A 21,219-nucleotide genomic window follows, 5' to 3' on the forward strand; every position below is an offset into this window, starting at 1 on the left:
GTGAAGTCACGCTTGTTGGCAGGAGTCGCAGCAGTGGTGCTGGCCATCATTGGCGCCGTGCTGATGTTTACGTACGCCCAGGGCGCCGATCAGCGCGCGGTGGAGAAAATGGAGCCTGTGAGCGTCCTGGTGGTCAAACAGGCAATCACTGCCGGCACTCCGGTGGAAGCCTTCCAGGCCTCTGTCGCCTTAGAGCAGCTTCCCGGTGCCTCAGTTGCAAAAACATCCCTCGCCACACTTGAAACTGAATCGGGAAAAGTAGCTGCCGTAGACCTTGTGCCCGGTGAACAGCTGGTAGCCGAGCGTCTCGTCGCACCGGAAGACCTCAAGACCCCCGGATCGGTCAAAGTACCGGCGGGTCTGCAGGAAGTATCCTTCCAGCTAGAACCACAGCGCGTAGTGGGCGGGCGCCTTGCTCCCGGCGACCACGTGGGTGTGTTTATTTCCATGGATAAAGGCGGGCTGGAAGCGAAAGCTGACAAGGAAACGACCCAGCTTACGGTCCATAGCGCCCTAGTCACAGCAGTCCAGCGGGCACCCGAGGCAGCCGCAGCAAAACCGGCACCGTCGGCGAGCGCGGAGCCTGCAACAGATCCGCGCGATTCGACCCTCCCCACGGGGTCACTGATGCTCACGGTGGCAGTGAACGACGTGGATGCCGCCAAAATCATCTTCGCGGCGGAATTTGCCACTATCTGGCTCAGCCGGGAGCCGCTCGATTCACAGAACAACGGTCCCCGGGTCATGCAGCGGCCGGAGGTCTACAAGTGAGCCGCTTCGTCCTGGTGACGCCCGACGTCCATTTTGACAGCCGGCTGCGGCAGGCTGTCGCAGGGGGTCTGCAGGGAGGGGTTCAGACCTTCTTCACGAGTCTCCTGCCTGCGGATCCGCACGAGCTGTTTGCCCAACTCGACCAGGAACTTCCCGAGGTACTCATCCTGGGCCCGGAGGTTCCCGTTGACGACGCGCTCCGCCTCGCCACCGTTTTGGACGTGAGCTTTCCCGAGTTGAGCGTCGTGCTGGTCAGCGATCCCGACCCTACGTTCCTGCTCCAGGCCATGCGCGCCGGGATCCGGGACATTATCAGCCCTGCGTCGGACCCGGCCCAGATGCGCGTGCTCCTGGAGCGTGCCTGCCAGTCCTTCGCCAGCCGCCACAGGGCCCATGAGCCAAAAGATCCGGGGGCCCCTGCTACTCCCAAGGGCCTCGTGATCGGCGTCTTTTCGCCCAAGGGAGGCGTGGGCAAAACGACCATCGCCACCAACATCGCCATCGGGCTGGGCAAGATCGCGCCCATGAGCGTAGTGATTGTCGATCTGGACCTGCAGTTCGGCGACGTCGCCTCGGGACTCTATCTCAACCCCGAACACACCGTGACGGACGCCGTTTCAGCGGCTGCAGCCCAGGATTCCCTCGTACTGAAAGCATTTTTGACCGTCCACCCCGGCAGCATTTATGCCTTGTGTGCTCCCCCGAACCCCGTGGACGCGGACGAAATCGTACCAGAGCAAATCAGCCGCCTGCTTGAACAGCTGGCGGAGGAATTCCAGTACGTTGTGGTGGACACCGCGCCTGGCCTTCCGGAAGTTGGCCTGGCAGCGATGGAGCGGTGCACCGACGTCGTGTGGGTCAGTGGCATGGATATCCCTGGCGTCCGGGGCCTGCGTTCCGGACTGGACGTGCTCCGCCAGCTGGACATACTTCCGGAAACCCGCCATGTGGTCCTCAATATGGCTGATGCGAAGGCAGGGCTGACGGTCCAGGACGTCGAATCCACCGTTGGCGCGCCAGTCGACATCAGCATCCCCCGTTCACGTGCTGTGGCGTTTTCCACGAACCGGGGCATACCGGTCCTTCAGGAACCGGTGAAGGACCCTGCAACCAAAGGGCTCCTGCAACTGGTCAACAGATTTACGCCGGCGTGGCGGGCCCAGGCCCAAAAGAAACTGCATCGAAGGGTGGTTGTCTAAATGAAGCTCTCAGAGCGTATCCAAGCTGCCCAGCTCAAGGGCCAGCCGCAGCAGTCTGCCGTCGCCGTTGCCCCCGCCCGGCAGCCAAAAGCCATACCGGCAGCGGCCCCGGCGCGTGCCAGGTCCGCCGAGGCCAAGCGCCCGGACCTCAAGAAGCTTGACGCGAAGGCAGCGCCTGCCGGCCTTGCCGCCCTGCGTTCGACGCCCGCTAACCCAGTCAGTTTCTCCGACCACCTTGAGCCACCCAAAGCGAAAACCCAGCAACCCGTTGACGTCTTTGCCGCTCTGAAGGAACGCGCGGCCACGGCCCTCTTCGAACGTATGGGAACCCGTTTCAACGATTCGGCCGTCACCGAATACGAACTCAGGACCACGGCACGCGAAGAGCTGACCCGGATCATCGACACGGAACAGGTCCCGTTGTCAGCCGATGAGCGGGCCCGGCTTGTTCGGGACGTCGCCGATGATGTCCTGGGATACGGGCCGCTTCAGCGCCTGCTTGACGATCCGCAGGTCACCGAAATAATGGTGAACCGCATGGACCAGATCTATGTGGAGCGTAAGGGCCAGCTGACGCTGACCGATTCCCGCTTCAGTTCGGAAGCCCATCTCAGAAAGGTGATCGAACGCATCGTTTCCAAGGTGGGGCGGCGAATCGATGAGTCTTCGCCGTTGGTTGATGCCCGGCTCGAGGACGGCTCGCGTGTCAACGCTGTGATCCCGCCACTGGCAGTGGGTGGATCCTCCCTCACCATCCGTAAGTTCAGTAAAGTGCCTCTGACGGTTCGAAACCTCATCGATTTCGGAACGCTCACCCCGGAAATGGCGGAGTTGCTGAACGCCTGCGTAAAGGCCAAGCTCAACATCATCGTCTCGGGCGGAACAGGCACGGGAAAGACCACCCTGCTCAATGTGCTGTCGTCCTTCCTGCCAGCCAATGAACGGATCGTCACTATCGAGGACGCCGTCGAGCTCCAGATCCAGCAGGACCACGTGGTGCGGCTCGAAAGCCGTCCGCCCAACACCGAAGGCAAGGGTGAGGTGACTATCCGTGAACTCCTCCGGAACTCGCTCCGTATGCGCCCTGACCGCATTGTCGTTGGTGAGGTCCGCGGCGGCGAATCATTGGACATGCTCCAGGCCATGAACACCGGCCACGACGGGTCCCTGTCCACCGTTCACTCCAACTCACCCCGTGACGCCGTGGCCCGATTGGAGACGCTTGTACTGATGGCAGGCATGGACCTCCCCCTGCGCGCCATCCGGGAGCAGATTGCCTCAGCCGTCAACCTGATTGTGCAAATTTCGCGACTGCGCGACGGAACCCGGCGAATTACCCACGTCACGGAGGTCCAGGGCATGGAAGGCGATATCGTCACTCTCCAGGATGCTTTCGTTTTTGACTACTCAGCAGGCGTGGACGCACACGGCCGGTTCCTGGGCAGTCCTGTTGCGACGGGTATCCGGCCGCGTTTCATCGACAGGTTTGAGGACCTTGGAATCCACGTGTCACCGGGAGTCTTCGCCACGCCAGCCGCGCCTGCAGTTCCCGTTGTGGGCCGGCCATGATGCTGACAGCAGGAGCGTTCCTGTTCCTGGCTGCTGCGGTCCTGCTGGGGGTTGCCTTCATCCTCCGGCCAGCTCCGCACGTCCCCCTCGATAGACGGCGTCCGTATGAGTCCGAGCCGGATTCACAGCTGACGCGCATCACTGGTTCCACAGTACGCATTTTTGACAAGGCCCTTGAGAGGGGAAGCCTGCGGCTGTTCAGCAAGGAGGCATTGGAGAATGCTGGAGTCCGCATGAGCCAAGCCGAGTTCCTGGTTCTGGTGGCTGCCGGGGCCGTGGTAGGAGCCCTGATAGGGCTGATTGTGATCGGACCGGTTCTGGCCGTCCTCCTGTTTGTCGCGGCGCCCTTCATAGGGCATGCAGTCCTTAATTTCCGCGCTGGCAAGCGGCGTAACCGGTTTGATCAGCAGCTCGGCGACACTCTGCAGTTGCTGGCCGGAGGCCTCCGTGCAGGCCACAGCATCCTCCGCGCCATCGATGCAGCAGCCGAAGAATCGCAGGCCCCGACGTCGGAAGAAATGCGCCGCGTCATCACGGAGACCAGCTTGGGCCGCGACCTCCTCGCGTCGCTGACAGATACCGCCGAGCGGATGAAGAATGAAGACTTCGTTTGGGTGGCACAGGCCATCCAGATCAACCGGGAAGTGGGCGGCAACCTGGCGGAGGTCCTCGACCAAGTGAACGAAACCATCCGGGAAAGGTCGGAAATCAAAGGCCACATCAAAGCGCTGGCTGCGGAAGGTAAATTCTCCGCGTATATCCTCATCGCGATGCCGTTTGGAATCGTGTTCATGCTCTTGGGGGTAAACCCGGGGTACATGAATTCAATGTTCACGCATCCCTTGGGCTGGGGAATGATCGGGTTCTCCTTCGTCCTCATGACCATCGGCAGTCTGTGGATGCGCAAAATCATTGACCTGAAGTTCTGAGCTGAAACATGAACGCCTTGGTATTTTCCTCACTCGTCCTAGTGGCCCTGCCGGTTGGTTACTTCACTTGGTCCCTCCTGTCTGTGGACCGCAAGGCACGCACGGCCACCGTGGAAATCCTCACCCGGGGGAGGCAGGAAGCCGAAGTCCAGGAAAAGGACACCAGCGGATTCCTGTCCGCCATCGGCTTCCGGCTGACGCCGGCCGCCTATGTCCGCAGGCTCGATCACCTGCTTTCGCTGGCAGGCAGGCCCGTCGCCTGGCCGCTCGGCCGCATCCTTGCAGCAAAACCCGTACTCGGGCTGATCGGGGCGTTGCTGGGGCTGCTGATCAGCACCAGCAGCCCGGCGCCGCTCATCAAATTGACAGGGATATTTGTCCTTTTCCTCGGGTATTTCATCCCCGACCTGCTCCTCTACAGCAAAGGCCTGGAACGCCAGAAGCTCATGCAGCTGGAACTGGCCAACACGCTGGACCAGATGCTCATTTCCGTGGAAGCCGGGCTGGGCTTCGAAGGAGCCATGGCCCGAGCGGGAGCAAACGGCAAGGGACCCCTGGCCGAGGAATTGGTCCGTACTTTGCAGGACATGCAGGTTGGGCGTAGCCGCAGGGAATCCTATCTGGCCCTCGCTGAGCGGACCAGCCTTCCTGAGCTCCGCAGCTTTGTCCAGGCCATTGTCCAGGCAGACAAATATGGGATTGCCATTAGCCGGGTACTCCGAGTGCAGGCGAAAGTGATGCGGGTAAAACGCCGCCAGCGCGCTGAGGAAAAGGCAATGAAACTCCCGGTGATGATCCTCTTTCCACTCCTGTTTTTCATTTTTCCCGTCCTCTTCATCGCGATTCTTGGACCCGCCGTCATCAACGCCGTTGTGACTTTCAGTAGCCAGTAATCCAGATCTGACACCCCGTTCCTCAATGTCCCGCAAGGTTTCCACAGGATCGGCTTAAGTCGGGCCCCTACAGACAATCAGGAAGTAGCCTTGAACCATGCACACTCCAGACACAGGCTCCGGCGATAAGGGAACCACCGCGGTTCCCCTGCCCGCCGTGGCTGGAGGAATCCCGGAGCATGCAAGCCTGCAGGAACTGGACGATCTCCTTCCCCTGGTCGATTCCGGCGTCCTCGAAGACTTGGAAGAAGAACTGAACGGCTCAGAGCTGGCACTCCGGTTTGCCCGTGATTACGCCGCCATGTGGGACCAGCGGTACAGCCGGCTGGCCCTGGCCGTCGAGAACCAGGACCGGGCCGCCGCCCTGGACGCCATCATCAGCCTGCGCATCACGTCCGCCATGGTGGGGGGCGTTCGGCTGGCCCGACTGGCCGAGGTGCTGGAATCCGTCATTCGGGAGGGCGACTTCGGACAAGGCCAGGCCATGATGGAAAGCGTCGCGGAAAACGGCGACCAGACCATCTCCGAACTCCAGGCGAACTACATCCTGAAGAACGGTTAGGCCTTGGCCGCCCCGGTCGACGGCAACTTATCTAACGCTGGTCCGGCCGTTTCGGCGCCAGCCGGTAGCCGACTCCCCGAACCGTCTGAAGCCACCGCGGAGCTGCCGGATCTTCCTTCAGCTTGCGCCGCAGGTTGCCGATGTGGACTTCCACTGCCCGCTCATCGGCTTCGCTGATGTAGGCGTCTTCCTCGTAGAGATCGCCCCGTACGGCCTTGACCAGGTCCGAGCGTGTGCAGACGGCCCCTCCACCGCGCAGCAGCACGTGGAGGAGGTCGAACTCGCTGCGCGTCAGCCCAAGCTGTTCACCGTGGATTGCCACCGAACGCGTCCGATGGTCAAGGACCAGCCCGTTGTGGTGCAGCACTCCGGTGTTTGCCAGCGGCGCAGGCGGCAAAGTACCCGAAGCCCATTCCTGGGGAACCTGCTGCTGGATCTCATGCCGGGGCCGGCGCATCATCGCAGCAACCCGGGCTCGCAGTTCGCGGGGACGGAAGGGCTTAGCGATGTAGTCATCCGCCCCTGCGTTCAGCGCGGACAGCAGATCCGGTTCTTCCGTCCTGCCAGTCAGCATCACCACGTAGGCATCGCTAAAATTCCTGATCCGCCTCAGCACTTCAAAGCCGTCAATATCCGGCAGGCCGATGTCCAGGGTCACCACATTCGCGTGCTTGGCACGGACCACTTCAACGCCGTCCCGCCCGTCCGAGGCGGTATGGACCTCAAACCCGGCCTGGCTAAGCACACCCTCCAAGAGGTTACGCACGTCGGCATCATCTTCGATGACTACCGCTACTCCAAGATCGTCCATTGATATATCCCCATGCCAGGTGAAAGCGGCCCCCCATCAGCCCAGCGCCAATGCCGTATTCACTCCAACTGCCTCTACGCTACAAGGATGTAGGCCTGATGACACGTCTTTTCGGTATTGACCTGCGCAAAGTCAATTATCATGACATCAAACGTACATTTGGGGGCCGAGAGAGGGCTGAGCACTGTGGGCGTCACCAATTCGTTGCCAAATACGCTGAACGCGGCATTTGATCCGTCATCAAACACGGAAAAAGCCAATGCCTGACGGGCTGCTGCAGCGTGGTACGGCGCGGTATTTCCGGAATTTAGGGCAACGCGGCCAAGTAGCCTTATGCCAACTGCCGCTGACGCTGATTGTGGCCGCGATGGCCGTGGCCACACCGCTGGCCTGGCCGTCCCTGATGCACAGCCCGTTGTATCTCTCGGGCCTGGTTCTTCACGGCATCCTTTTCGTGGCATGCTTCGTGACGCCGTGGGAGCGGCTGGGCCCGCAAGCCTATCTTGCGGTGCCTATCCTGGACCTGCTGGCGATCGGCCTCCTACGAAATGGCGCCTCACCGCTTCTGCCGGGATTGGCCATCCTCGCCATTTTCCCGGTCATCTGGCTCTCCGCCTCCGGGTTAATGGCGCGCACCAGCATCGTGTTGAGTGTGATCGGGCCGATGCTCATCATGCTCCCCACGCTCTCTGGCAGGTTCCCCAACCTCACGGCATCTGACATCACATCCACCCTGCTTTTCCCGCTAATGATGCTCGCAGTGTCCCTGGCCATTCGCTTCGCGAGCGTGCATATGAGAATTCAGCAGCGGCAGTTGAAGGAAAAAGACGCGGAACTCCGTGAATTGCTTGCAGCCAGCACGGACAGGGAACGGCTGCTGCAAACAATCCTGGACGCAACCGACGTCGGAATTGTGGCAGTGGACTCGGACGGTGGGATCCTCCTGACCAACAACAGGCAAAGGGATTTCGAGCAGATCTCCGGCCCACGGGAAAGCCCAACCACGGCCGAAGAGCAACAGTTGATTTTTGCCCGGGACAGGGTTACCCCCTTGCCCGCCGCCAAGCGCCCCGTCCGGCGCGCCATCGACGGCGAATCCTTCGCGGACTATCTCGTCTGGATCGGCACGGGGCCACGCCAGCGCGCCGTATCGACGGCGGCACGTCCGTTAATGGACGACGGCGGACGCTTCAGTGGCGCTGTCATCGTCTACACGGACGTCACAGGGCTGGTGGAGGCACTGGCGGCCAACGAAGAACTCGTCTCGAACGTCTCGCATGAATTCCGGAATCCGCTCAATTCCATCCTGGGCAATATCGATCTCGTGCTTGAGGACGTCCAGGGCACGTCCCCGGCCTCCGTCCGGCGATTGGAGGTTGTGCAACGCAACTCCGAGAGGCTCCTGGCTTTGGTATCCGACCTCATGGCGTCGGCTTCCTCCGCCCTCAAAGTGCACCCTAAACGCACGGACCTCGCAAGCCTCGTCGAGACCAGCATCGGCTCCGCACAGCCCCAGGCCGAACAGTCCAGCATCTCCCTGGTGGCCGATATCCCCTCGCCCTTGTGGGCCTACGCGGACCCGCTGCGCATCGGGCAGGCCCTGGACAACCTGGTGTCCAATGCCATCAAGTACTCCCCCGGCGGCGGCGTGGTAAACATTAGTGCCCAAGGCACAGACGAGTGGGTCCGGCTGAAAGTGCAAGACTCGGGGATGGGCATGACCCCGGAAGACTCGGCCAAGGTCTTCCGCCGGTTCTTCCGGACGGAGTCAGCACGCGAAGCCGCCATCTCGGGGGCAGGCCTCGGACTGTCCATTACCAAGGCCATCGTCGACGGCCACGGCGGCGATATTTCCTGCACCAGCAGCCCCGGCAAGGGCAGCACGTTTACGCTCACCCTGCCGGCCGAGGGGCCGAGGACGTACTAGGGCACGTCAGTTGGGGTGCTCCCGGACGGCCCTCGTGAGTTCGGCCCGCGCCAGCATCTCGCCGTCGGTCGGGTAGGCAACTTCCTCCAGGACCAGCGGGTGGGGCGCCGCCAGGACCGATTTGGCGTCCCGCTTCCTGGCGAGGAGGCGGTCATAGAGCCACCCGGGCTCCTCAATGCCCTCCCCGACGAACAGGGCCGAGCCCACCAGGGAGCGCACCATGTTGTGGCAGAAAGCGTCCGCCTGCACCGTGGCCACGATCACCCCGTCCTCCCCGCGCGCAAACTCAAAGCGCTGCAGTTCGCGGATGGTGGTGGCCCCTTCCCGAGGCTTGCAGTAGGAGAGGAAGTTCTGCAGCCCCAGTAGTTTGGAGGCCCCCTCATTCAGCAAGGAAACGTCCAGCGGATTCTTGTGCCACAGGGTGAAGTAGCGTTCCAACGGGTCCCAAAGGGCGGGGCCGTCCGCGATCCGGTAGCTGTAACGGCGCCACAGGGCCGAGAACCGCGCGTCAAAGCCTTCAGGGGCCAGGGACACCCTGTGGACCTCGATAGCCCCGCTGAGGTCGCCCAGGCCCCGGCTCAGTGCGCCGCGGATCCGGCGCAGCATGGCGACGGCGGGATCGAGTTCGTGCCCGCGGGGCAGAGCCAGCCACTCAGCTTCGGTCAGGTCGAGATGGACCACCTGTCCCCGGGCGTGCACGCCGGCATCCGTGCGGCCAGCCACGGTCACGCGGACGGGCCGGCGCACGAGCAGCGCAACGGCTTCCTCCAGGACGCCCTGGACGGTCCGGAGGCCCGGCTGAAGGGCCCACCCATTAAAGGGACCGCCGTCGTATGAAATATCAAACCGGATACGCAAAAACCCGCCGCCCCCTGAAACGGGGGCCGCGGGTTTTTGGTCGTTCATAGACTCAAGTCTATGCGAAGGAATCAGCGAATTACTTCGCGTCCTTTTCCTCAGCCTTGTCCTCGGCGGGAGCTTCCTCAGCGGCCGGGGCCTCTTCGGTTGCAGCCTCAGCCTCGGGAGCCTCGGCAGCTTCAGTCTCAACGACCTCGGCCTCGGGAGCCTCTTCAGCGGCCGGGGCAGCAGCAGCTGCTTCCTTCTTGTCGGCGTCGCGCTTTGCGGCAGAGGTAGCCTCGGCTACAACGGCCTGCTTAGCGGAAACCGGCTCAAGGACCAGTTCAATGACGGCCATGGGAGCGTTGTCGCCCTTGCGGTTGCCAATCTTGGTGATGCGGGTGTAGCCGCCGTCGCGGTTTTCCACTGCCTGTGCAATGTCGGTGAACAGCTCGTGGACGACGCCCTTGTTGCTGATCAGGCCGAGTACACGGCGGCGGGAAGCCAGGTCGCCGCGCTTGGCGAAAGTCACCAGGCGCTCGGCGTACGGCTTCAGGCGCTTGGCCTTGGTCACCGTGGTGGTGATCCGCTTGTGCTCGAACAGTGCTGCTGCCAGGTTCGCGAGCATAAGACGCTCGTGAGCCGGGCCGCCTCCGAGGCGCGGACCCTTAGTGGGGGTAGGCATAATGGTTTCTCCTCATATGGAAGCCGGTGGTGGGCACACCATGGTGCCCGCCGGCCAAGATCTGTTTTAGAGTTCGTCGTCGCCGAAGGCGGCGTCGTCCTCTTCAATTGCTGCGGCGCGTGCTGCGAGGTCAAAACCGGGAGGCGAGTCCTTGAGGGACAGGCCCAGTTCAACCAGCTTTGCCTTGACCTCGTCAATGGACTTCGCACCGAAGTTACGGATGTCCATCAGGTCGGCCTCGGAGCGGGCAACGAGTTCACCCACGGTGTGGATGCCCTCACGCTTGAGGCAGTTGTAGGAACGGACGGTGAGGTCCAGATCCTCGATCGGCAGGGCCATGTCGGCTGCCAGGGCAGCGTCCGTCGGCGACGGGCCAATCTCGATACCTTCAGCTGCGGTGTTCAGCTCGCGGGCCAGACCGAAGAGTTCCACCAGGGTGGTACCTGCGGAAGCAACCGCATCGCGCGGGGCGATGGCCTGCTTGGTCTCGACGTCGACAATGAGCTTGTCGAAGTCAGTGCGCTGCTCAACACGGGTTGCTTCCACGCGGAAAGTAACCTTCAGTACCGGCGAGTAGATCGAGTCGACCGGGATACGGCCGATCTCTGAATCGCCGGACTTGTTCTGAGCTGCCGAAACGTAGCCGCGGCCGCGCTCGATGGTCAGTTCGAGTTCGAACTTGCCCTTCGAGTTCAGCGTGGCAATGTGCAGATCCGGGTTGTGGAATTCGACGCCGGCCGGCGGAGCGATGTCCGCGGCCGTGACGACTCCGGGGCCCTGCTTGCGCAGGTAAGCAACAACCGGCTCATCGTGCTCGGAGGAAACCGACAGGCTCTTGATGTTCAGGATGATCTCAGTGACATCCTCCTTGACACCGGGAACCGTGGTGAACTCGTGCAGCACGCCATCGATCCGGATGCTGGTTACAGCAGCACCGGGGATGGAGGAGAGCAGGGTACGGCGGAGGGAGTTTCCGAGGGTGTAGCCGAAGCCCGGTTCCAGCGGTTCAATGATGAAACGCGAACGGTTTTCGGAGACTACCTCTTCGGAGAGGGTGGGGCGCTGTGCAATGAGCACTTAGGTTTCCTTTCGGCGAGCATCCGCTATATGACGCAACACAGGTGGTGGAAAATCGGTCTGAAGACTTAACGCGGCTGGGCCTGCCCGGACCATCTACGGTCCGGGCAAGCTCCTGCTGCTGTAAAAGCCTTAGACGCGGCGGCGCTTCGGCGGACGGCAGCCGTTGTGCGCTGCGGGGGTGACGTCCTGGATGGAGCCAACCTCCAGGCCAGCGGCCTGCAGCGAGCGGATTGCGGTTTCGCGTCCGGAGCCCGGTCCCTTGACGAAAACGTCAACCTTGCGCATGCCGTGCTCCTGTGCGCGCTTGGCAGCGGCTTCGGCAGCCATCTGGGCAGCGAACGGGGTGGACTTACGCGAGCCCTTGAAGCCAACCTCACCTGAGGAAGCCCAAGAGATAACAGCGCCATTCGGATCCGTGATGGAAACGATGGTGTTGTTAAAAGTGCTCTTGATGTGCGCCTGGCCAAGCGCGATATTCTTCTTGTCCTTCTTACGCGGCTTGCGAACCGCGCCACGAGTCTTCGGGGGCATTATTTCTCCTACAGAAAGTTATTGGGGGAAGACGAGTCAATCCCGAGGGATTTAACGAGCCTTCTTCTTGCCTGCAACGGTGCGCTTCGGACCCTTGCGGGTACGTGCGTTCGTCTTCGTACGCTGTCCGCGCACTGGCAGGCCCTTGCGATGGCGAATACCTTCGTAGCTGCCGATTTCTACCTTGCGGCGGATATCAGCTGCTACTTCGCGGCGAAGGTCACCCTCAACCTTGTAGTTGCCTTCAATGTAGTCACGCAGCTCAACCAGCTGGGCATCGGTGAGGTCCTTAACACGGACGTCAGCGCTGATGCCAGTGGCAGCCAGGGTTTCGTGTGCACGGGTCTTGCCCACGCCGTAGATGTAAGTAAGCGCAATTTCCAACCGCTTTTCGCGGGGAATGTCTACGCCAGCGAGACGAGCCATAGTGGCAGTACTCCTTGAATAAACCGGAGGTCGTAGGCAGTACACCCGCACGTTCTGTGCGGCCCCAGCCTCCGACCGGGGGTTAGCTGTCCGGGCTCATGCGTCCCAATTCAGCTTGTGCTGCCTTTATTTACTTGCGTGGGTTAGCAACGCAGGGTTTCCTTCAAGGAAGGAAATTAGCCCTGGCGCTGCTTGTGGCGCGGGTTCTCGCAGATCACCATGACCCGGCCATTACGGCGGATCACTTTGCACTTTTCGCAGATCTGCTTGACGCTCGGCTTGACCTTCATGGCATTCCTTTGCGTGTGGCAGTTGGTCAACTGGAGCGGCCTTCGGCTCTTGCCGGGGCTGCCCAGAATTTACTTGTAGCGGTAGACGATACGACCCCGAGTGAGGTCATAAGGGCTCAGTTCCACCACTACCCGGTCCTCAGGGAGAATCCTGATGTAGTGCTGGCGCATCTTGCCTGAGATGTGTGCCAGAACGATGTGCTTGTTGGTGAGCTCAACGCGAAACATCGCATTGGGCAGCGCCTCAGTCACAACGCCCTCGATCTCAATGACCCCGTCCTTCTTGGCCATACCCTCCGCTAACTGTTGTTGCCGCAGCCCTGCCGGATTGCACCGGACAAGACCACGAACGTTTTTGTTGGATCGGTTATCACCTCAGGCCCCAAACAGGGCACAGCAGGGCAGACAACCAACAAGCAACACTACGCCACTTTGCGGCGAATGTTAAATCCAGCCATGCTAGCGCACTGCGCGCCGGTACGCACTATATTCAGCTGCCGGAGTTGAGACCGCCTCCGCCCTGTCCACTCCATCCAGGATGGCTAAACGTACGACGTCGGCTGCCGCACTCTGCAGCGTGATGAGGCTAATCTGCCGGGCAGTTTCGGTGCTGCGGTCTAGCGCAACGGTGCCTGTTGCGAGGCAGAAGACGGTGTCGCCATCAGCCAGCGTGTGGGAAGGGTCCAGCGCCCGGGCGATTCCGGCCTGGGCAGCAGAAGCAGTCCGCTTGCACTCTGCCACATCAAGCACGGCGTTGGTGGCAACCACAACCAGGGTGGTGTTGGGTCCGGGGGCTTCCGGCGCCTCGGGCTCGGAATCACGCCCGCCAGCGGCATTTGCCGCATACGGAAGACCCAGCGCGTTGACTACGGCAAGTGCCCCGATAACTGCACCGCTCTCCAGAGTTACCGATGCGGTGCCCACTCCCCCTTTGAAGGTCCTGGCGATGACCGCGCCGGTGCCGGCGCCCACATTGCCACGTACGACGTCGTGCCCTTCCTCCTGGGCAGCGGCGGCCTCCGTGGCGGCGTAACCCATCCCCGCGTCCGGGCGGGCACTGAAGTCACCGCCGCGGCCCAGGTCGAAAATGGCTGCGGCGGGAACGATGGGGACCACCCCGCCGGGAACCGCAAATCCTCGCCCGTGTTCCTCGCACCAGCGCTGGGCGCCGTGGGCAGAGGCCAGCCCGTAGGCGCTGCCGCCTGTCAGGACCACCGCGTCCACGGCGGACACCAGCGTGGTGGGGTCCAGTGCGTCGGTCTCATGGGTCGCGGGGCCTCCCCCGCCGACGTCCACGGAACCGACCGTACCCGGCGGCGGCAGGACCACCGTCACACCACTCAACCAGCCGCCGTCGGACTTCTGCTGGTGGCCCACCCGGATTCCCGGCACATCAGTAATGGCTCCCATGGGCTCCATTGTTCCCCCTCACCCAACTAAGTAGCAGCAGATGTCGTTATGAGGGCTCAAAACGACATCTGCTGCTACCTAGTTGGGCAGGGGACACGCCGGATTCCAAAGCAAACGCTGGGCGATCCGATAGACAACAGTCAGTAAACGGCCAGGGAAGGGTTGAACAACATATCCGCGTATGCCGGAAACCGGCTGTTGACACCCCGAGCGGTGTGGTGGAGTGAAGGCGGATCCTGCCCTGCCTCTTCCCAGGCCTGTTCACCGTTAGAGACCAATGACATCACAACTCGCCGACAGGCACCCGCCACTGGCCCCGTCCGGCCAAGCTGCCGGCACCCCCGCCAGGCCCCGCCACAACCGCTGGTCGCAGCGGAAACGCCGGGACTTCTTCGTTTTCCTCGCGCTGGCCTTGCCTAACCTGCTGCTCATCGCGGTATTCACCTACGTTCCACTGTTCAACAACCTCTACTACTCCACGCTGAACTGGACGCTCGGCTCCGCGTCCGCCACCGTCGTCGGGCTGGAAAACTACATCACGTTCTTCACCAGCGCGGACGCCGGCCGGGTGCTGGGCACCACTGCCGTATTTATGGCCGCAACAGTAGGCGGCTCCATGGTGCTGGGCTTGCTGGTGGCGCTGGCACTGAACTCGAAAGTCCGCGGCACTACCTTTGCCCGGTCGGCAGTCTTCGCGCCGTATGTGCTGTCCGGGGTGGGTGTTGGCCTGGTCTGGCTGTTCATCTTTGATCCCGGCTACGGTGTGCTGGCCTGGATCCTTCGGGGCTTCGGACAGCAGAGCCCGCAGTGGATCAACGATCCGGAACTTTCACTGGTGATGGTCATCATCGTGTATGTCTGGAAGAACCTGGGCTACTGCGCGGTGGTGTTCCTCGCCGGGCTCCAGTCCCTGCCGCAGGATGTGATGGAGGCCGCCGCGCTGGACGGCGCCGGCCATGTCCGGCGCTTTCTCAGCATGTCCCTGCCGCTGCTTTCCCCTACTACGTTCTTCCTGCTGATCACCACCATGCTCAGCTCCCTGCAGGCCTTTGACCTCATCCGAATCATGACGCCCCTGGGCAGCGGCACCAGCACCCTCATCTACGAGGCATACCTCCAAGCCTTCGGTGCCTATAACCGCGCCGGCTATTCCGCCGCCATCTCCGTGGTCCTGTTTGCAATACTGCTGGTGATCACCGTGCTGCAGCTGCGGTTCATCGAAAAGAAGGTGCACTACTCGTGAGCGCCCCCGCTGTCCTCCTCCCGGAACCTTCAACGTCCGACGCCGTCCCGCCCCGCGAGCGCGCATTCTCCCGTGCCAACCTGGCCAGGACAGTCGCTGCCGGGTATGCGCCGCTGGCGATCGCTGTCCTGGTGGTCTTCCTGCCGCTGCTGTGGATGGTGCTGAGCTCGTTCAAACAACCTGGCGAAATAGTGACTTTGGACCTGCAGGCGCTCCCAGCAACCCTGGACCCGGAGAACTACCGGGTGGCCATGACCACGGTCCCGTTCGGTCAGTTCTTCCTCAACAGCACCATCGTCACCGTGGTGGGCGGCGGCATCAAAGTGATCCTCGCACTGCTGACCGCCTACGCCCTGGTGTTTGTGCGGTTTCCGTTCAAGAACGTGATCTTCGTCCTGATCCTCGTGGCCCTGATGGTTCCCGCGCAGGTGTCCATCCTGCCGAACTACATCCTGATCGCCGGAATGGGCGGGAAGAACACCCTGTGGGGCATCATCCTGCCCGGCCTGGGAACCGCGTTCGGCACCTTCCTGCTGCGCCAGCATTTCCTGACCCTGCCTGGTTCCATCCTGGAATCAGCAGAGATCGACGGCGCCGGCCACTGGCGGCGACTCTGGCAGATCGTGGTGCCGGTGTCCGTTCCTTCCATCGCCACGGTAGCCCTGGTCACCGTGGTGAGCGAGTGGAACGAGTACATCTGGCCCCTGATCATCACGGACAAGCCCGAAAGCATGACCCTTCCCGTGGGCCTCACCCTCCTGCAGAACTCAGAGAGCAACGGCGCAGGCTGGGGAGTCATGATGGCCGGCGCCGTCCTCGTGATCGTCCCCATCCTGGTCATCTTCGCCATGCTCCAGCGCTACATCGTCGCGGGCCTGACCCAGGGCAGCGTGACGGGCTAATCCCGGGCGGGCAGCGTGACGGGCTAATCCCCGTCGGGCATCCAAAACATCCATCCACCGCATCCAGCACCACCGAGGCACACAACGAAAGGCAGCACCATGTCCCTAACCCTTGATCGACGGTTCTTCCTCACCCTGGCCGGGGCCGGGGCAGGAGCCGCAGCACTGTCCGCCTGCGGCGGCCCGTCAACAACCCCCGGAGCCGCGGTGACACCCGTTGCCGACATCGACTTCAGCGGCGTGAAGCCGGCCGCATCCATCGACTTCTGGTCCAACCACCCGGGCAAGTCACAGGATGTGGAAAAAAGCATCATCGAGAAGTTCCACGCCAGGTACCCGGACATCAAGGTGAACCTGGTGACAGCAGGCGCCAACTACGAGGAAATCGCCCAGAAGTTCCAGACCGCCCAGGCCGCCAAGTCAGGCCTGCCGTCCCTGGTGGTGCTCTCCGACGTTTGGTGGTTCCGTTACTACCTGAACGAAAGCATCATCCCGCTCGACTCGCTGGTCAAGCAACTGGACGTCAAGCTGGACGACTTCCGCACCTCGCTGGTGGACGATTACAAGTACGACGGCAAACAGTGGGCTCTTCCCTACGGCCGGTCCACGCCCTTGTTCTACTACAACAAGGACCACTTCGCTGCGGCAGGCCTGCCGGATCGCGCCCCCGCCACCTGGCAGGAATTCGCCGGCTGGGCACCCAAGCTCAAGGCAGCTTCCGGCGCCCAGTATGCCTTTATGCACCCCGCCCTCGCCGGGTACGCCGGCTGGACCCTGCAGAACAACCTCTGGGGCGAAGGCGGCGGCTGGTCCAAGGGCTGGGACATCACCTGCGACTCAGCCGAGTCCGTCGGGGCACTGCAGGCGGCCCAGGATTCCGTCTACAAGGACGCCTGGGCCGGGGTCTCCTCCAAGGAATCCGCCGACGACTTTGCAGCTGGCCTCGCCTCGGCCACTCTGTCCTCGACGGGTTCGCTGATCGGCATCCTGAAGTCCGCCAAGTTCAACGTGGGCGTTGGGTTCCTGCCGGGCGGTTCGAAGGCCACCTCAGGAGTGTGCCCCACTGGCGGAGCCGGCCTGGGCATCCCCAGCGGTGTCACCAAGGAAGAGCAGCTTGCGGCCGCCATGTTCCTTCAGTTCATGACCGAGCCGGAGAACACTGCGGCGTTTTCAGCCGCAACCGGTTACATGCCCACGCGGACCTCCGCTGACATGACCGCCGTGCTGGCCAAGACCCCGCAGATCAAGATCGCCATGGACCAACTGGCCGTTACCCGCGTCCAGGACAACGCCCGCGTGTTCCTGCCCGGCGCAGACCAGGAGATGGCCAAGGCTGCCGCCAAGATCCTCACCCAACAGGGCGACGTGAAGGCCACCATGACGGAGCTGAAGGCGACGCTCGAGGGAATCTACACCAAGGACGTCAAGCCCAGGCTCAAGGCCTGACTTACGGGATGGGGACGGGCACGACGCCGAGCGGCACCAGGTGCTCTGCCCCGCCGTCGGGCGCGGAAAGGACCCAGATCCCCTTGTCGTGGACGGCCACGGAATGCTCCCACTGGCAGGAGCGCTTCCCGTCCGTGGTCACCACGGTCCAGTCGTCGTCGAGCACGGCGGTGTCGATGCTGCCGCGGACCAGCATGGGTTCGATGGCAAGGCACAGGCCGGGCCGGATCTTCGGGCCGCGGTGGCTGGTGCGGTAGTTCAGGACGTCCGGGGCCATGTGCATCTCCGACCCGATCCCGTGGCCCACGTAGTCTTCCAGGATGCCCAGGGGCTTGCCGGGGACGGAGGAGACGTAGTCGTCGATGGCAGCACCGATATCTCCCACGTGGCTGCCGGACGCCAGGGCGGCGATGCCCCGCCACATAGCCGCCTGTGTGACGTCGGAAAGACGCTGGTCCTCGGGGTCTGCCGTGCCCACGATGACCGTGCGGGCCGAGTCGGAGTGCCAGCCGTCGACGATGGCTCCGCCGTCGATCGAGATGATGTCGCCGTCGTTGAGGACCCGTCCGCCGGGGATGCCGTGCACCACTTCCTCGTTGACGGACGTGCAGATGGTGGCCGGGAAACCGTGGTAGCCGAAGAAATTGGACTTGGCGCCGGCCTGGTTCAGGACGGCCGCGAATACGTCGTCCAGGTGTTTGGTGGTGACCCCGGGCACCGCGGCCTCAACTGCTGCGTCCAGCGCACGGCTGAGGACCAGGCCCGCCTCGTGCATGGTGCGCATCTGGGCGTTGGTCTTATATTCGATACGGGGCTGGCCGAAAGCCATGGTGTGTCCTTTCAATGGCTGAGGCTCCTCCCGGAATCCGGGAGGAGCCTCGAATAACTGTTGCCGGGATCAGGCGGCCTGTGCTGCCTTGATGGCCTGCATGACGCGGTCGGTGACCTCGTCGATGCCGCCGATGCCGTCCACCTGGGTCAGGATGCCGCGTTCGGCATACTTGGCCACAACGGCCTCGGTCTGCTCGTGGTACAGGTCCAGGCGGTGGCGGATGACGGCTTCGTTGTCGTCGCTCCGGCCCGTTTCCTTCGCCCGGCCAAGCAGCCGGTGCACCAATTCCTCGTCGTCGGCAGTGAGCTGCAGGACGACGTCGAGCTTCTCCTCGCCCTTGGCGAGGATCTCGTCGAGGTAGTCCACCTGGGCTGTGGTTCGGGGGTAACCGTCCAGCAGGAAGCCGGTTTCGACGTCGGCCTCGCTGAGGCGGTCACGCACCATCTTGTTGGTGACGCTGTCCGGCACAAAGTCGCCGGCATCCATGTACTTCTTGGCCTCGACGCCCAGCGGCGTCTCACCTTTGACGTTGGCGCGGAAGATATCGCCGGTGGAGATCGCAACGACGCCGAGGCGTTCGGAGATCCGCTCTGCCTGCGTTCCTTTGCCGGAACCGGGAGGTCCGATAATTAGCATTCTCGTCATCGCAAAAGCCCTTCGTAGTGACGTTGTTGTAGCTGCGCGTCAATCTGCTTGACCGTCTCCAGGCCCACACCCACCATGATCAGGATCGACGTACCGCCGAACGGGAAGTTCTGGTTCGCGTTGATCAGGACCAGGGCGACGAGCGGGATCAGTGCCACAAAGCCCAGGTACAGGGCGCCGGGCAGGGTGATCCTGGACAGGACGTACTGCAGGTAGTCCGCCGTCGGCTTGCCAGCCCGGATGCCCGGGATGAAGCCGCCGTACTTCTTCATGTTGTCCGAGACCTCTTCAGGGTTGAAGGTGATCGCGACATAGAAGTAGGTGAAAAACACAATCATGGCGAAGTAGAGCGCCATGTAAATCGGGTGGTCACCGCGGGTGAGGTTGTTGTTGATCCACTCCACCCACGGGGCCATTGTCTCGCCCTGCTTGGGCTGGTTGAACTGCGCAATCAGGCCCGGCAGGTAGAGCATGGACGACGCGAAGATCACGGGGACCACGCCGGCCATGTTGACCTTGATGGGAATGTACGTGCTGGTGCCGCCCACAGTGCGGCGTCCAATCATCCGCTTGGCGTACTGCACCGGGACGCGACGCTGGGACTGCTCCACAAAGACCACCAGGGCAACGGTGACCAGGCCAATGGCCAGGACCATAAAGAACGTGCCCGGACCCTGCGAGGTCCAGATAGCGCCCAGGGAGGTGGGGAAGCTTGCGGCGATGGAGGTGAAGATAAGCAGCGACATGCCGTTGCCCACACCCTTTTCGGTGACGAGCTCGCCCATCCACATGATCAGGCCGGTGCCGGCCGTCAGCGTGATGATGATCAGGATGGTGGTGATCACGCTGGTGTCCGGGATGATGTCCAGCGCACAGCCTGGCAGGAGCTGGCCTGAACGTGCCAGCGACACCAGTGTCGTGGCGTTGAGCAGGCCCAGGGCGATGGTGAGGTACCGCGTGTACTGGGTCAGCTTGGACTGCCCGGAGGCGCCCTCCTCGTACAGCTGCTGGAACCGGGGAATGACCACCCGGAGCAGTTGAACGATGATGCTGGCCGTGATGTACGGCATGATGCCCAGCGCGAAGATGGACACCTGGAGCAATGCACCGCCGCTGAACAGGTTAACGAGCTGGTAGAGCCCGCCTGCGGTCTGACCGTTCTGCAAGCATTGCTGGACATTCTGGTAGTTCACACCAGGCGAGGGAATGAAGGCACCCAAGCGGAAGATGGTGATGATTCCCAGCGTGAACAACAACTTGCGTCGCAGATCAGGCGTGCGAAAGGCCCGGCCAAATGCGCTAAGCAAGCGTCCTCCTGTGGTGTAAATAAGAGTGGGGTGATGGGAGTCAATAAATCCCAACAACCGAGTCTAACGGTTGTATGCGCTATGCGAACAATCCGTCAGGGCGCCCATGCGGCGAACGGACGGAAATAGTCGGCCGGCGGGATGTGAAAAAACTCCCGGTACGCAGAGCCTGGGGCCCTGCATACCGGGAGTTCACAACGGGCGTTCGCCCACCGCCTCGTTAGAGGGCGGTGGTGCTTCCGCCTGCTGCAGCAATCTTTTCTGCGGCGCTGGCCGAGAATGCGTGGGCGGTGACGTCAACCTTGACGGTGATGTCACCGGTGCCAAGCACCTTGACGGGCTGGTTCTTGCGAACGGCACCCTTTTCGACCAGGTTCTCCACGGTGACTGCGCCACCTTCCGGGAACAGCTCGTTGAGCTTGTCCAGGTTTACAACCTGGAACTCAACCCGGAACGGGTTCTTGAAGCCGCGCAGCTTCGGCAGGCGCATGTGCAGCGGCAACTGGCCGCCGGCAAAGCCAGCCTTGATCTGGTAGCGGGCCTTCGTACCCTTGGTACCGCGGCCAGCGGTCTTACCCTTGGAACCTTCACCACGACCAACGCGGGTCTTGGCGGTCTTGGCACCCGGGGCGGGACGCAGGTGGTGGACCTTCAGAGCGTTCTGCTTCTCAGCAGTCGCGCTCTGTGCCTTCTCAGCAGTGTTTTTCTCTGCCATTTACTTCGCCTCCTCTACCTTTACCAGGTGCGGAACCGTGTTGAGCATTCCAACGGTCACGGCGTCGGCGGTGCGGACAACGGTGTGTCCGATCCGCTTCAGGCCGAGGGACCGAAGGGTGTCGCGCTGGTTCTGCTTGCCGCCAATGACGGACTTGATCTGAGTGATCTCCAACTGGACGTCGGAGGGAATCAGGTTCTTAGCCATAA

Annotated in this window: 24 protein-coding genes; 10 read left to right on the forward strand and 14 right to left on the reverse strand. The window is 62.4% G+C overall.

Annotation, left to right across the window (positions count from 1 at the left end):
- From ACFC25_RS00540 to ACFC25_RS00565, 6 genes are all read left to right on the forward strand, one after another.
- Positions 1–771, forward strand: a complete 771-nt coding sequence (locus ACFC25_RS00540) for an RcpC/CpaB family pilus assembly protein (RefSeq protein WP_337346889.1) — start codon at positions 1–3, stop codon at positions 769–771.
- Positions 768–1,970 (forward strand): AAA family ATPase, encoded by a 1,203-nt coding sequence (locus tag ACFC25_RS00545; RefSeq protein ID WP_337346888.1) that lies wholly within the window; start codon positions 768–770, stop codon positions 1,968–1,970. The genes ACFC25_RS00540 and ACFC25_RS00545 overlap by 4 nt, the downstream gene beginning before the upstream one ends.
- Positions 1,971–3,539, forward strand: a complete 1,569-nt coding sequence (locus tag ACFC25_RS00550) for a CpaF family protein (protein WP_376043153.1) — start codon at positions 1,971–1,973, stop codon at positions 3,537–3,539.
- Complete coding sequence (locus ACFC25_RS00555) at positions 3,536–4,468, forward strand: type II secretion system F family protein (protein ID WP_376043156.1); 933 nt, start codon at positions 3,536–3,538, stop codon at positions 4,466–4,468. Before ACFC25_RS00550 ends, ACFC25_RS00555 begins: the two co-directional genes overlap by 4 nt.
- Before the next feature lie 8 nt (positions 4,469–4,476).
- A complete protein-coding gene (locus ACFC25_RS00560; RefSeq protein WP_337346885.1) occupies positions 4,477–5,361 on the forward strand; it encodes a type II secretion system F family protein in 885 nt (294 codons plus the stop codon).
- Between the two features lie 97 nt (positions 5,362–5,458).
- The gene (locus ACFC25_RS00565; protein ID WP_376043159.1) at positions 5,459–5,923 is read left to right on the forward strand and encodes an Hpt domain-containing protein; all 465 of its coding nucleotides are present in this window, start codon (positions 5,459–5,461) and stop codon (positions 5,921–5,923) included.
- A gap of 31 nt (positions 5,924–5,954) precedes the next feature.
- Here the strand turns inward: ACFC25_RS00565 and ACFC25_RS00570 are convergent, their stop codons facing one another.
- Positions 5,955–6,734, reverse strand: coding sequence for a response regulator transcription factor (locus tag ACFC25_RS00570; RefSeq protein ID WP_337350855.1), 780 nt, complete (start codon positions 6,732–6,734; stop codon positions 5,955–5,957).
- 259 nt (positions 6,735–6,993) lie between these two features.
- Here ACFC25_RS00570 and ACFC25_RS00575 point away from each other — a divergent pair, with 259 nt between their 5' ends.
- Complete coding sequence (locus ACFC25_RS00575) at positions 6,994–8,661, forward strand: ATP-binding protein (protein WP_337350854.1); 1,668 nt, start codon at positions 6,994–6,996, stop codon at positions 8,659–8,661.
- A gap of 6 nt (positions 8,662–8,667) precedes the next feature.
- On the opposite strand, the gene ACFC25_RS00580 is transcribed toward ACFC25_RS00575, so the two are convergent.
- The 8 genes from ACFC25_RS00580 to ACFC25_RS00615 all read right to left on the reverse strand — a co-directional run bounded on the left by ACFC25_RS00580 (position 8,668) and on the right by ACFC25_RS00615 (position 13,920).
- A complete protein-coding gene (locus tag ACFC25_RS00580) occupies positions 8,668–9,567 on the reverse strand; it encodes a tRNA pseudouridine synthase A (RefSeq protein WP_337346881.1) in 900 nt (299 codons plus the stop codon).
- 31 nt (positions 9,568–9,598) lie between these two features.
- Entirely contained in the window at positions 9,599–10,183 is a 585-nt protein-coding gene (rplQ, locus tag ACFC25_RS00585) for a 50S ribosomal protein L17 (protein ID WP_337346880.1), read from the reverse strand.
- A gap of 66 nt (positions 10,184–10,249) precedes the next feature.
- The gene (locus ACFC25_RS00590) at positions 10,250–11,260 is read right to left on the reverse strand and encodes a DNA-directed RNA polymerase subunit alpha (RefSeq protein ID WP_131131310.1); all 1,011 of its coding nucleotides are present in this window, start codon (positions 11,258–11,260) and stop codon (positions 10,250–10,252) included.
- A gap of 132 nt (positions 11,261–11,392) precedes the next feature.
- Positions 11,393–11,794, reverse strand: coding sequence for a 30S ribosomal protein S11 (rpsK, locus tag ACFC25_RS00595; protein ID WP_018769149.1), 402 nt, complete (start codon positions 11,792–11,794; stop codon positions 11,393–11,395).
- Positions 11,795–11,845: 51 nt separating this feature from the next.
- Entirely contained in the window at positions 11,846–12,220 is a 375-nt protein-coding gene (rpsM, locus tag ACFC25_RS00600) for a 30S ribosomal protein S13 (protein WP_028275004.1), read from the reverse strand.
- Positions 12,221–12,396: 176 nt separating this feature from the next.
- On the reverse strand, positions 12,397–12,510 hold the full coding sequence (gene rpmJ / locus ACFC25_RS00605; RefSeq protein WP_009358722.1) for a 50S ribosomal protein L36: 114 nt from the start codon (positions 12,508–12,510) through the stop codon (positions 12,397–12,399).
- Positions 12,511–12,579: 69 nt separating this feature from the next.
- Positions 12,580–12,801 (reverse strand): translation initiation factor IF-1, encoded by a 222-nt coding sequence (gene infA / locus ACFC25_RS00610; RefSeq protein WP_009358723.1) that lies wholly within the window; start codon positions 12,799–12,801, stop codon positions 12,580–12,582.
- A 168-nt stretch (positions 12,802–12,969) separates the two neighbouring features.
- On the reverse strand, positions 12,970–13,920 hold the full coding sequence (locus ACFC25_RS00615; protein ID WP_376043171.1) for a P1 family peptidase: 951 nt from the start codon (positions 13,918–13,920) through the stop codon (positions 12,970–12,972).
- A 277-nt stretch (positions 13,921–14,197) separates the two neighbouring features.
- Between ACFC25_RS00615 and ACFC25_RS00620 the strand changes: the two genes are divergently transcribed.
- The 3 genes from ACFC25_RS00620 (at position 14,198) to ACFC25_RS00630 (ending at position 17,511) form a co-directional block, all read left to right on the forward strand.
- On the forward strand, positions 14,198–15,163 hold the full coding sequence (locus ACFC25_RS00620) for a carbohydrate ABC transporter permease (protein WP_376043174.1): 966 nt from the start codon (positions 14,198–14,200) through the stop codon (positions 15,161–15,163).
- Positions 15,160–16,065, forward strand: coding sequence for a carbohydrate ABC transporter permease (locus ACFC25_RS00625; RefSeq protein ID WP_376043176.1), 906 nt, complete (start codon positions 15,160–15,162; stop codon positions 16,063–16,065). Before ACFC25_RS00620 ends, ACFC25_RS00625 begins: the two co-directional genes overlap by 4 nt.
- A 99-nt stretch (positions 16,066–16,164) precedes the next feature.
- Entirely contained in the window at positions 16,165–17,511 is a 1,347-nt protein-coding gene (locus ACFC25_RS00630; protein WP_376043179.1) for an ABC transporter substrate-binding protein, read from the forward strand.
- Between the two features lies 1 nt (position 17,512).
- On the opposite strand, the gene map is transcribed toward ACFC25_RS00630, so the two are convergent.
- The 5 genes from map to rpmD all read right to left on the reverse strand — a co-directional run bounded on the left by map (position 17,513) and on the right by rpmD (position 21,217).
- On the reverse strand, positions 17,513–18,340 hold the full coding sequence (map, locus tag ACFC25_RS00635; RefSeq protein ID WP_337346876.1) for a type I methionyl aminopeptidase: 828 nt from the start codon (positions 18,338–18,340) through the stop codon (positions 17,513–17,515).
- 69 nt (positions 18,341–18,409) lie between these two features.
- Positions 18,410–18,979, reverse strand: a complete 570-nt coding sequence (locus tag ACFC25_RS00640) for an adenylate kinase (RefSeq protein WP_337346932.1) — start codon at positions 18,977–18,979, stop codon at positions 18,410–18,412.
- A 5-nt stretch (positions 18,980–18,984) separates the two neighbouring features.
- Entirely contained in the window at positions 18,985–20,295 is a 1,311-nt protein-coding gene (secY, locus tag ACFC25_RS00645; RefSeq protein ID WP_337346875.1) for a preprotein translocase subunit SecY, read from the reverse strand.
- 220 nt (positions 20,296–20,515) lie between these two features.
- Complete coding sequence (gene rplO, locus ACFC25_RS00650) at positions 20,516–21,010, reverse strand: 50S ribosomal protein L15 (protein WP_190987315.1); 495 nt, start codon at positions 21,008–21,010, stop codon at positions 20,516–20,518.
- The gene (rpmD, locus tag ACFC25_RS00655; protein WP_066293259.1) at positions 21,011–21,217 is read right to left on the reverse strand and encodes a 50S ribosomal protein L30; all 207 of its coding nucleotides are present in this window, start codon (positions 21,215–21,217) and stop codon (positions 21,011–21,013) included.
- Between the last annotated feature and the right edge of the window lie 2 nt (positions 21,218–21,219).

This window comes from Pseudarthrobacter sp. NPDC055928, from assembly GCF_042270935.1.
Taxonomy (GTDB): domain Bacteria; phylum Actinomycetota; class Actinomycetes; order Actinomycetales; family Micrococcaceae; genus Arthrobacter.

Coding starts and splice junctions, on each gene's coding strand:
- ACFC25_RS00550 (WP_376043153.1), top strand. CDS start 1,971: ATGAAGCTCTCAGAGCGTATCCAAGCTGCCCAGCTCAAGGGCCAGCCG.
- ACFC25_RS00555 (WP_376043156.1), top strand. CDS start 3,536: ATGATGCTGACAGCAGGAGCGTTCCTGTTCCTGGCTGCTGCGGTCCTG.
- ACFC25_RS00560 (WP_337346885.1), top strand. CDS start 4,477: ATGAACGCCTTGGTATTTTCCTCACTCGTCCTAGTGGCCCTGCCGGTT.
- ACFC25_RS00565 (WP_376043159.1), top strand. CDS start 5,459: ATGCACACTCCAGACACAGGCTCCGGCGATAAGGGAACCACCGCGGTT.
- ACFC25_RS00570 (WP_337350855.1), bottom strand. CDS start 6,734: ATGGACGATCTTGGAGTAGCGGTAGTCATCGAAGATGATGCCGACGTG.
- ACFC25_RS00575 (WP_337350854.1), top strand. CDS start 6,994: ATGCCTGACGGGCTGCTGCAGCGTGGTACGGCGCGGTATTTCCGGAAT.
- ACFC25_RS00580 (WP_337346881.1), bottom strand. CDS start 9,567: ATGAACGACCAAAAACCCGCGGCCCCCGTTTCAGGGGGCGGCGGGTTT.
- rplQ (WP_337346880.1), bottom strand. CDS start 10,183: ATGCCTACCCCCACTAAGGGTCCGCGCCTCGGAGGCGGCCCGGCTCAC.
- rpsK (WP_018769149.1), bottom strand. CDS start 11,794: ATGCCCCCGAAGACTCGTGGCGCGGTTCGCAAGCCGCGTAAGAAGGAC.
- rpsM (WP_028275004.1), bottom strand. CDS start 12,220: ATGGCTCGTCTCGCTGGCGTAGACATTCCCCGCGAAAAGCGGTTGGAA.
- rpmJ (WP_009358722.1), bottom strand. CDS start 12,510: ATGAAGGTCAAGCCGAGCGTCAAGCAGATCTGCGAAAAGTGCAAAGTG.
- infA (WP_009358723.1), bottom strand. CDS start 12,801: ATGGCCAAGAAGGACGGGGTCATTGAGATCGAGGGCGTTGTGACTGAG.
- ACFC25_RS00615 (WP_376043171.1), bottom strand. CDS start 13,920: ATGGGAGCCATTACTGATGTGCCGGGAATCCGGGTGGGCCACCAGCAG.
- ACFC25_RS00620 (WP_376043174.1), top strand. CDS start 14,198: ATGACATCACAACTCGCCGACAGGCACCCGCCACTGGCCCCGTCCGGC.
- ACFC25_RS00630 (WP_376043179.1), top strand. CDS start 16,165: ATGTCCCTAACCCTTGATCGACGGTTCTTCCTCACCCTGGCCGGGGCC.
- map (WP_337346876.1), bottom strand. CDS start 18,340: ATGGCTTTCGGCCAGCCCCGTATCGAATATAAGACCAACGCCCAGATG.
- ACFC25_RS00640 (WP_337346932.1), bottom strand. CDS start 18,979: ATGCTAATTATCGGACCTCCCGGTTCCGGCAAAGGAACGCAGGCAGAG.
- rplO (WP_190987315.1), bottom strand. CDS start 21,010: ATGGCAGAGAAAAACACTGCTGAGAAGGCACAGAGCGCGACTGCTGAG.
- rpmD (WP_066293259.1), bottom strand. CDS start 21,217: ATGGCTAAGAACCTGATTCCCTCCGACGTCCAGTTGGAGATCACTCAG.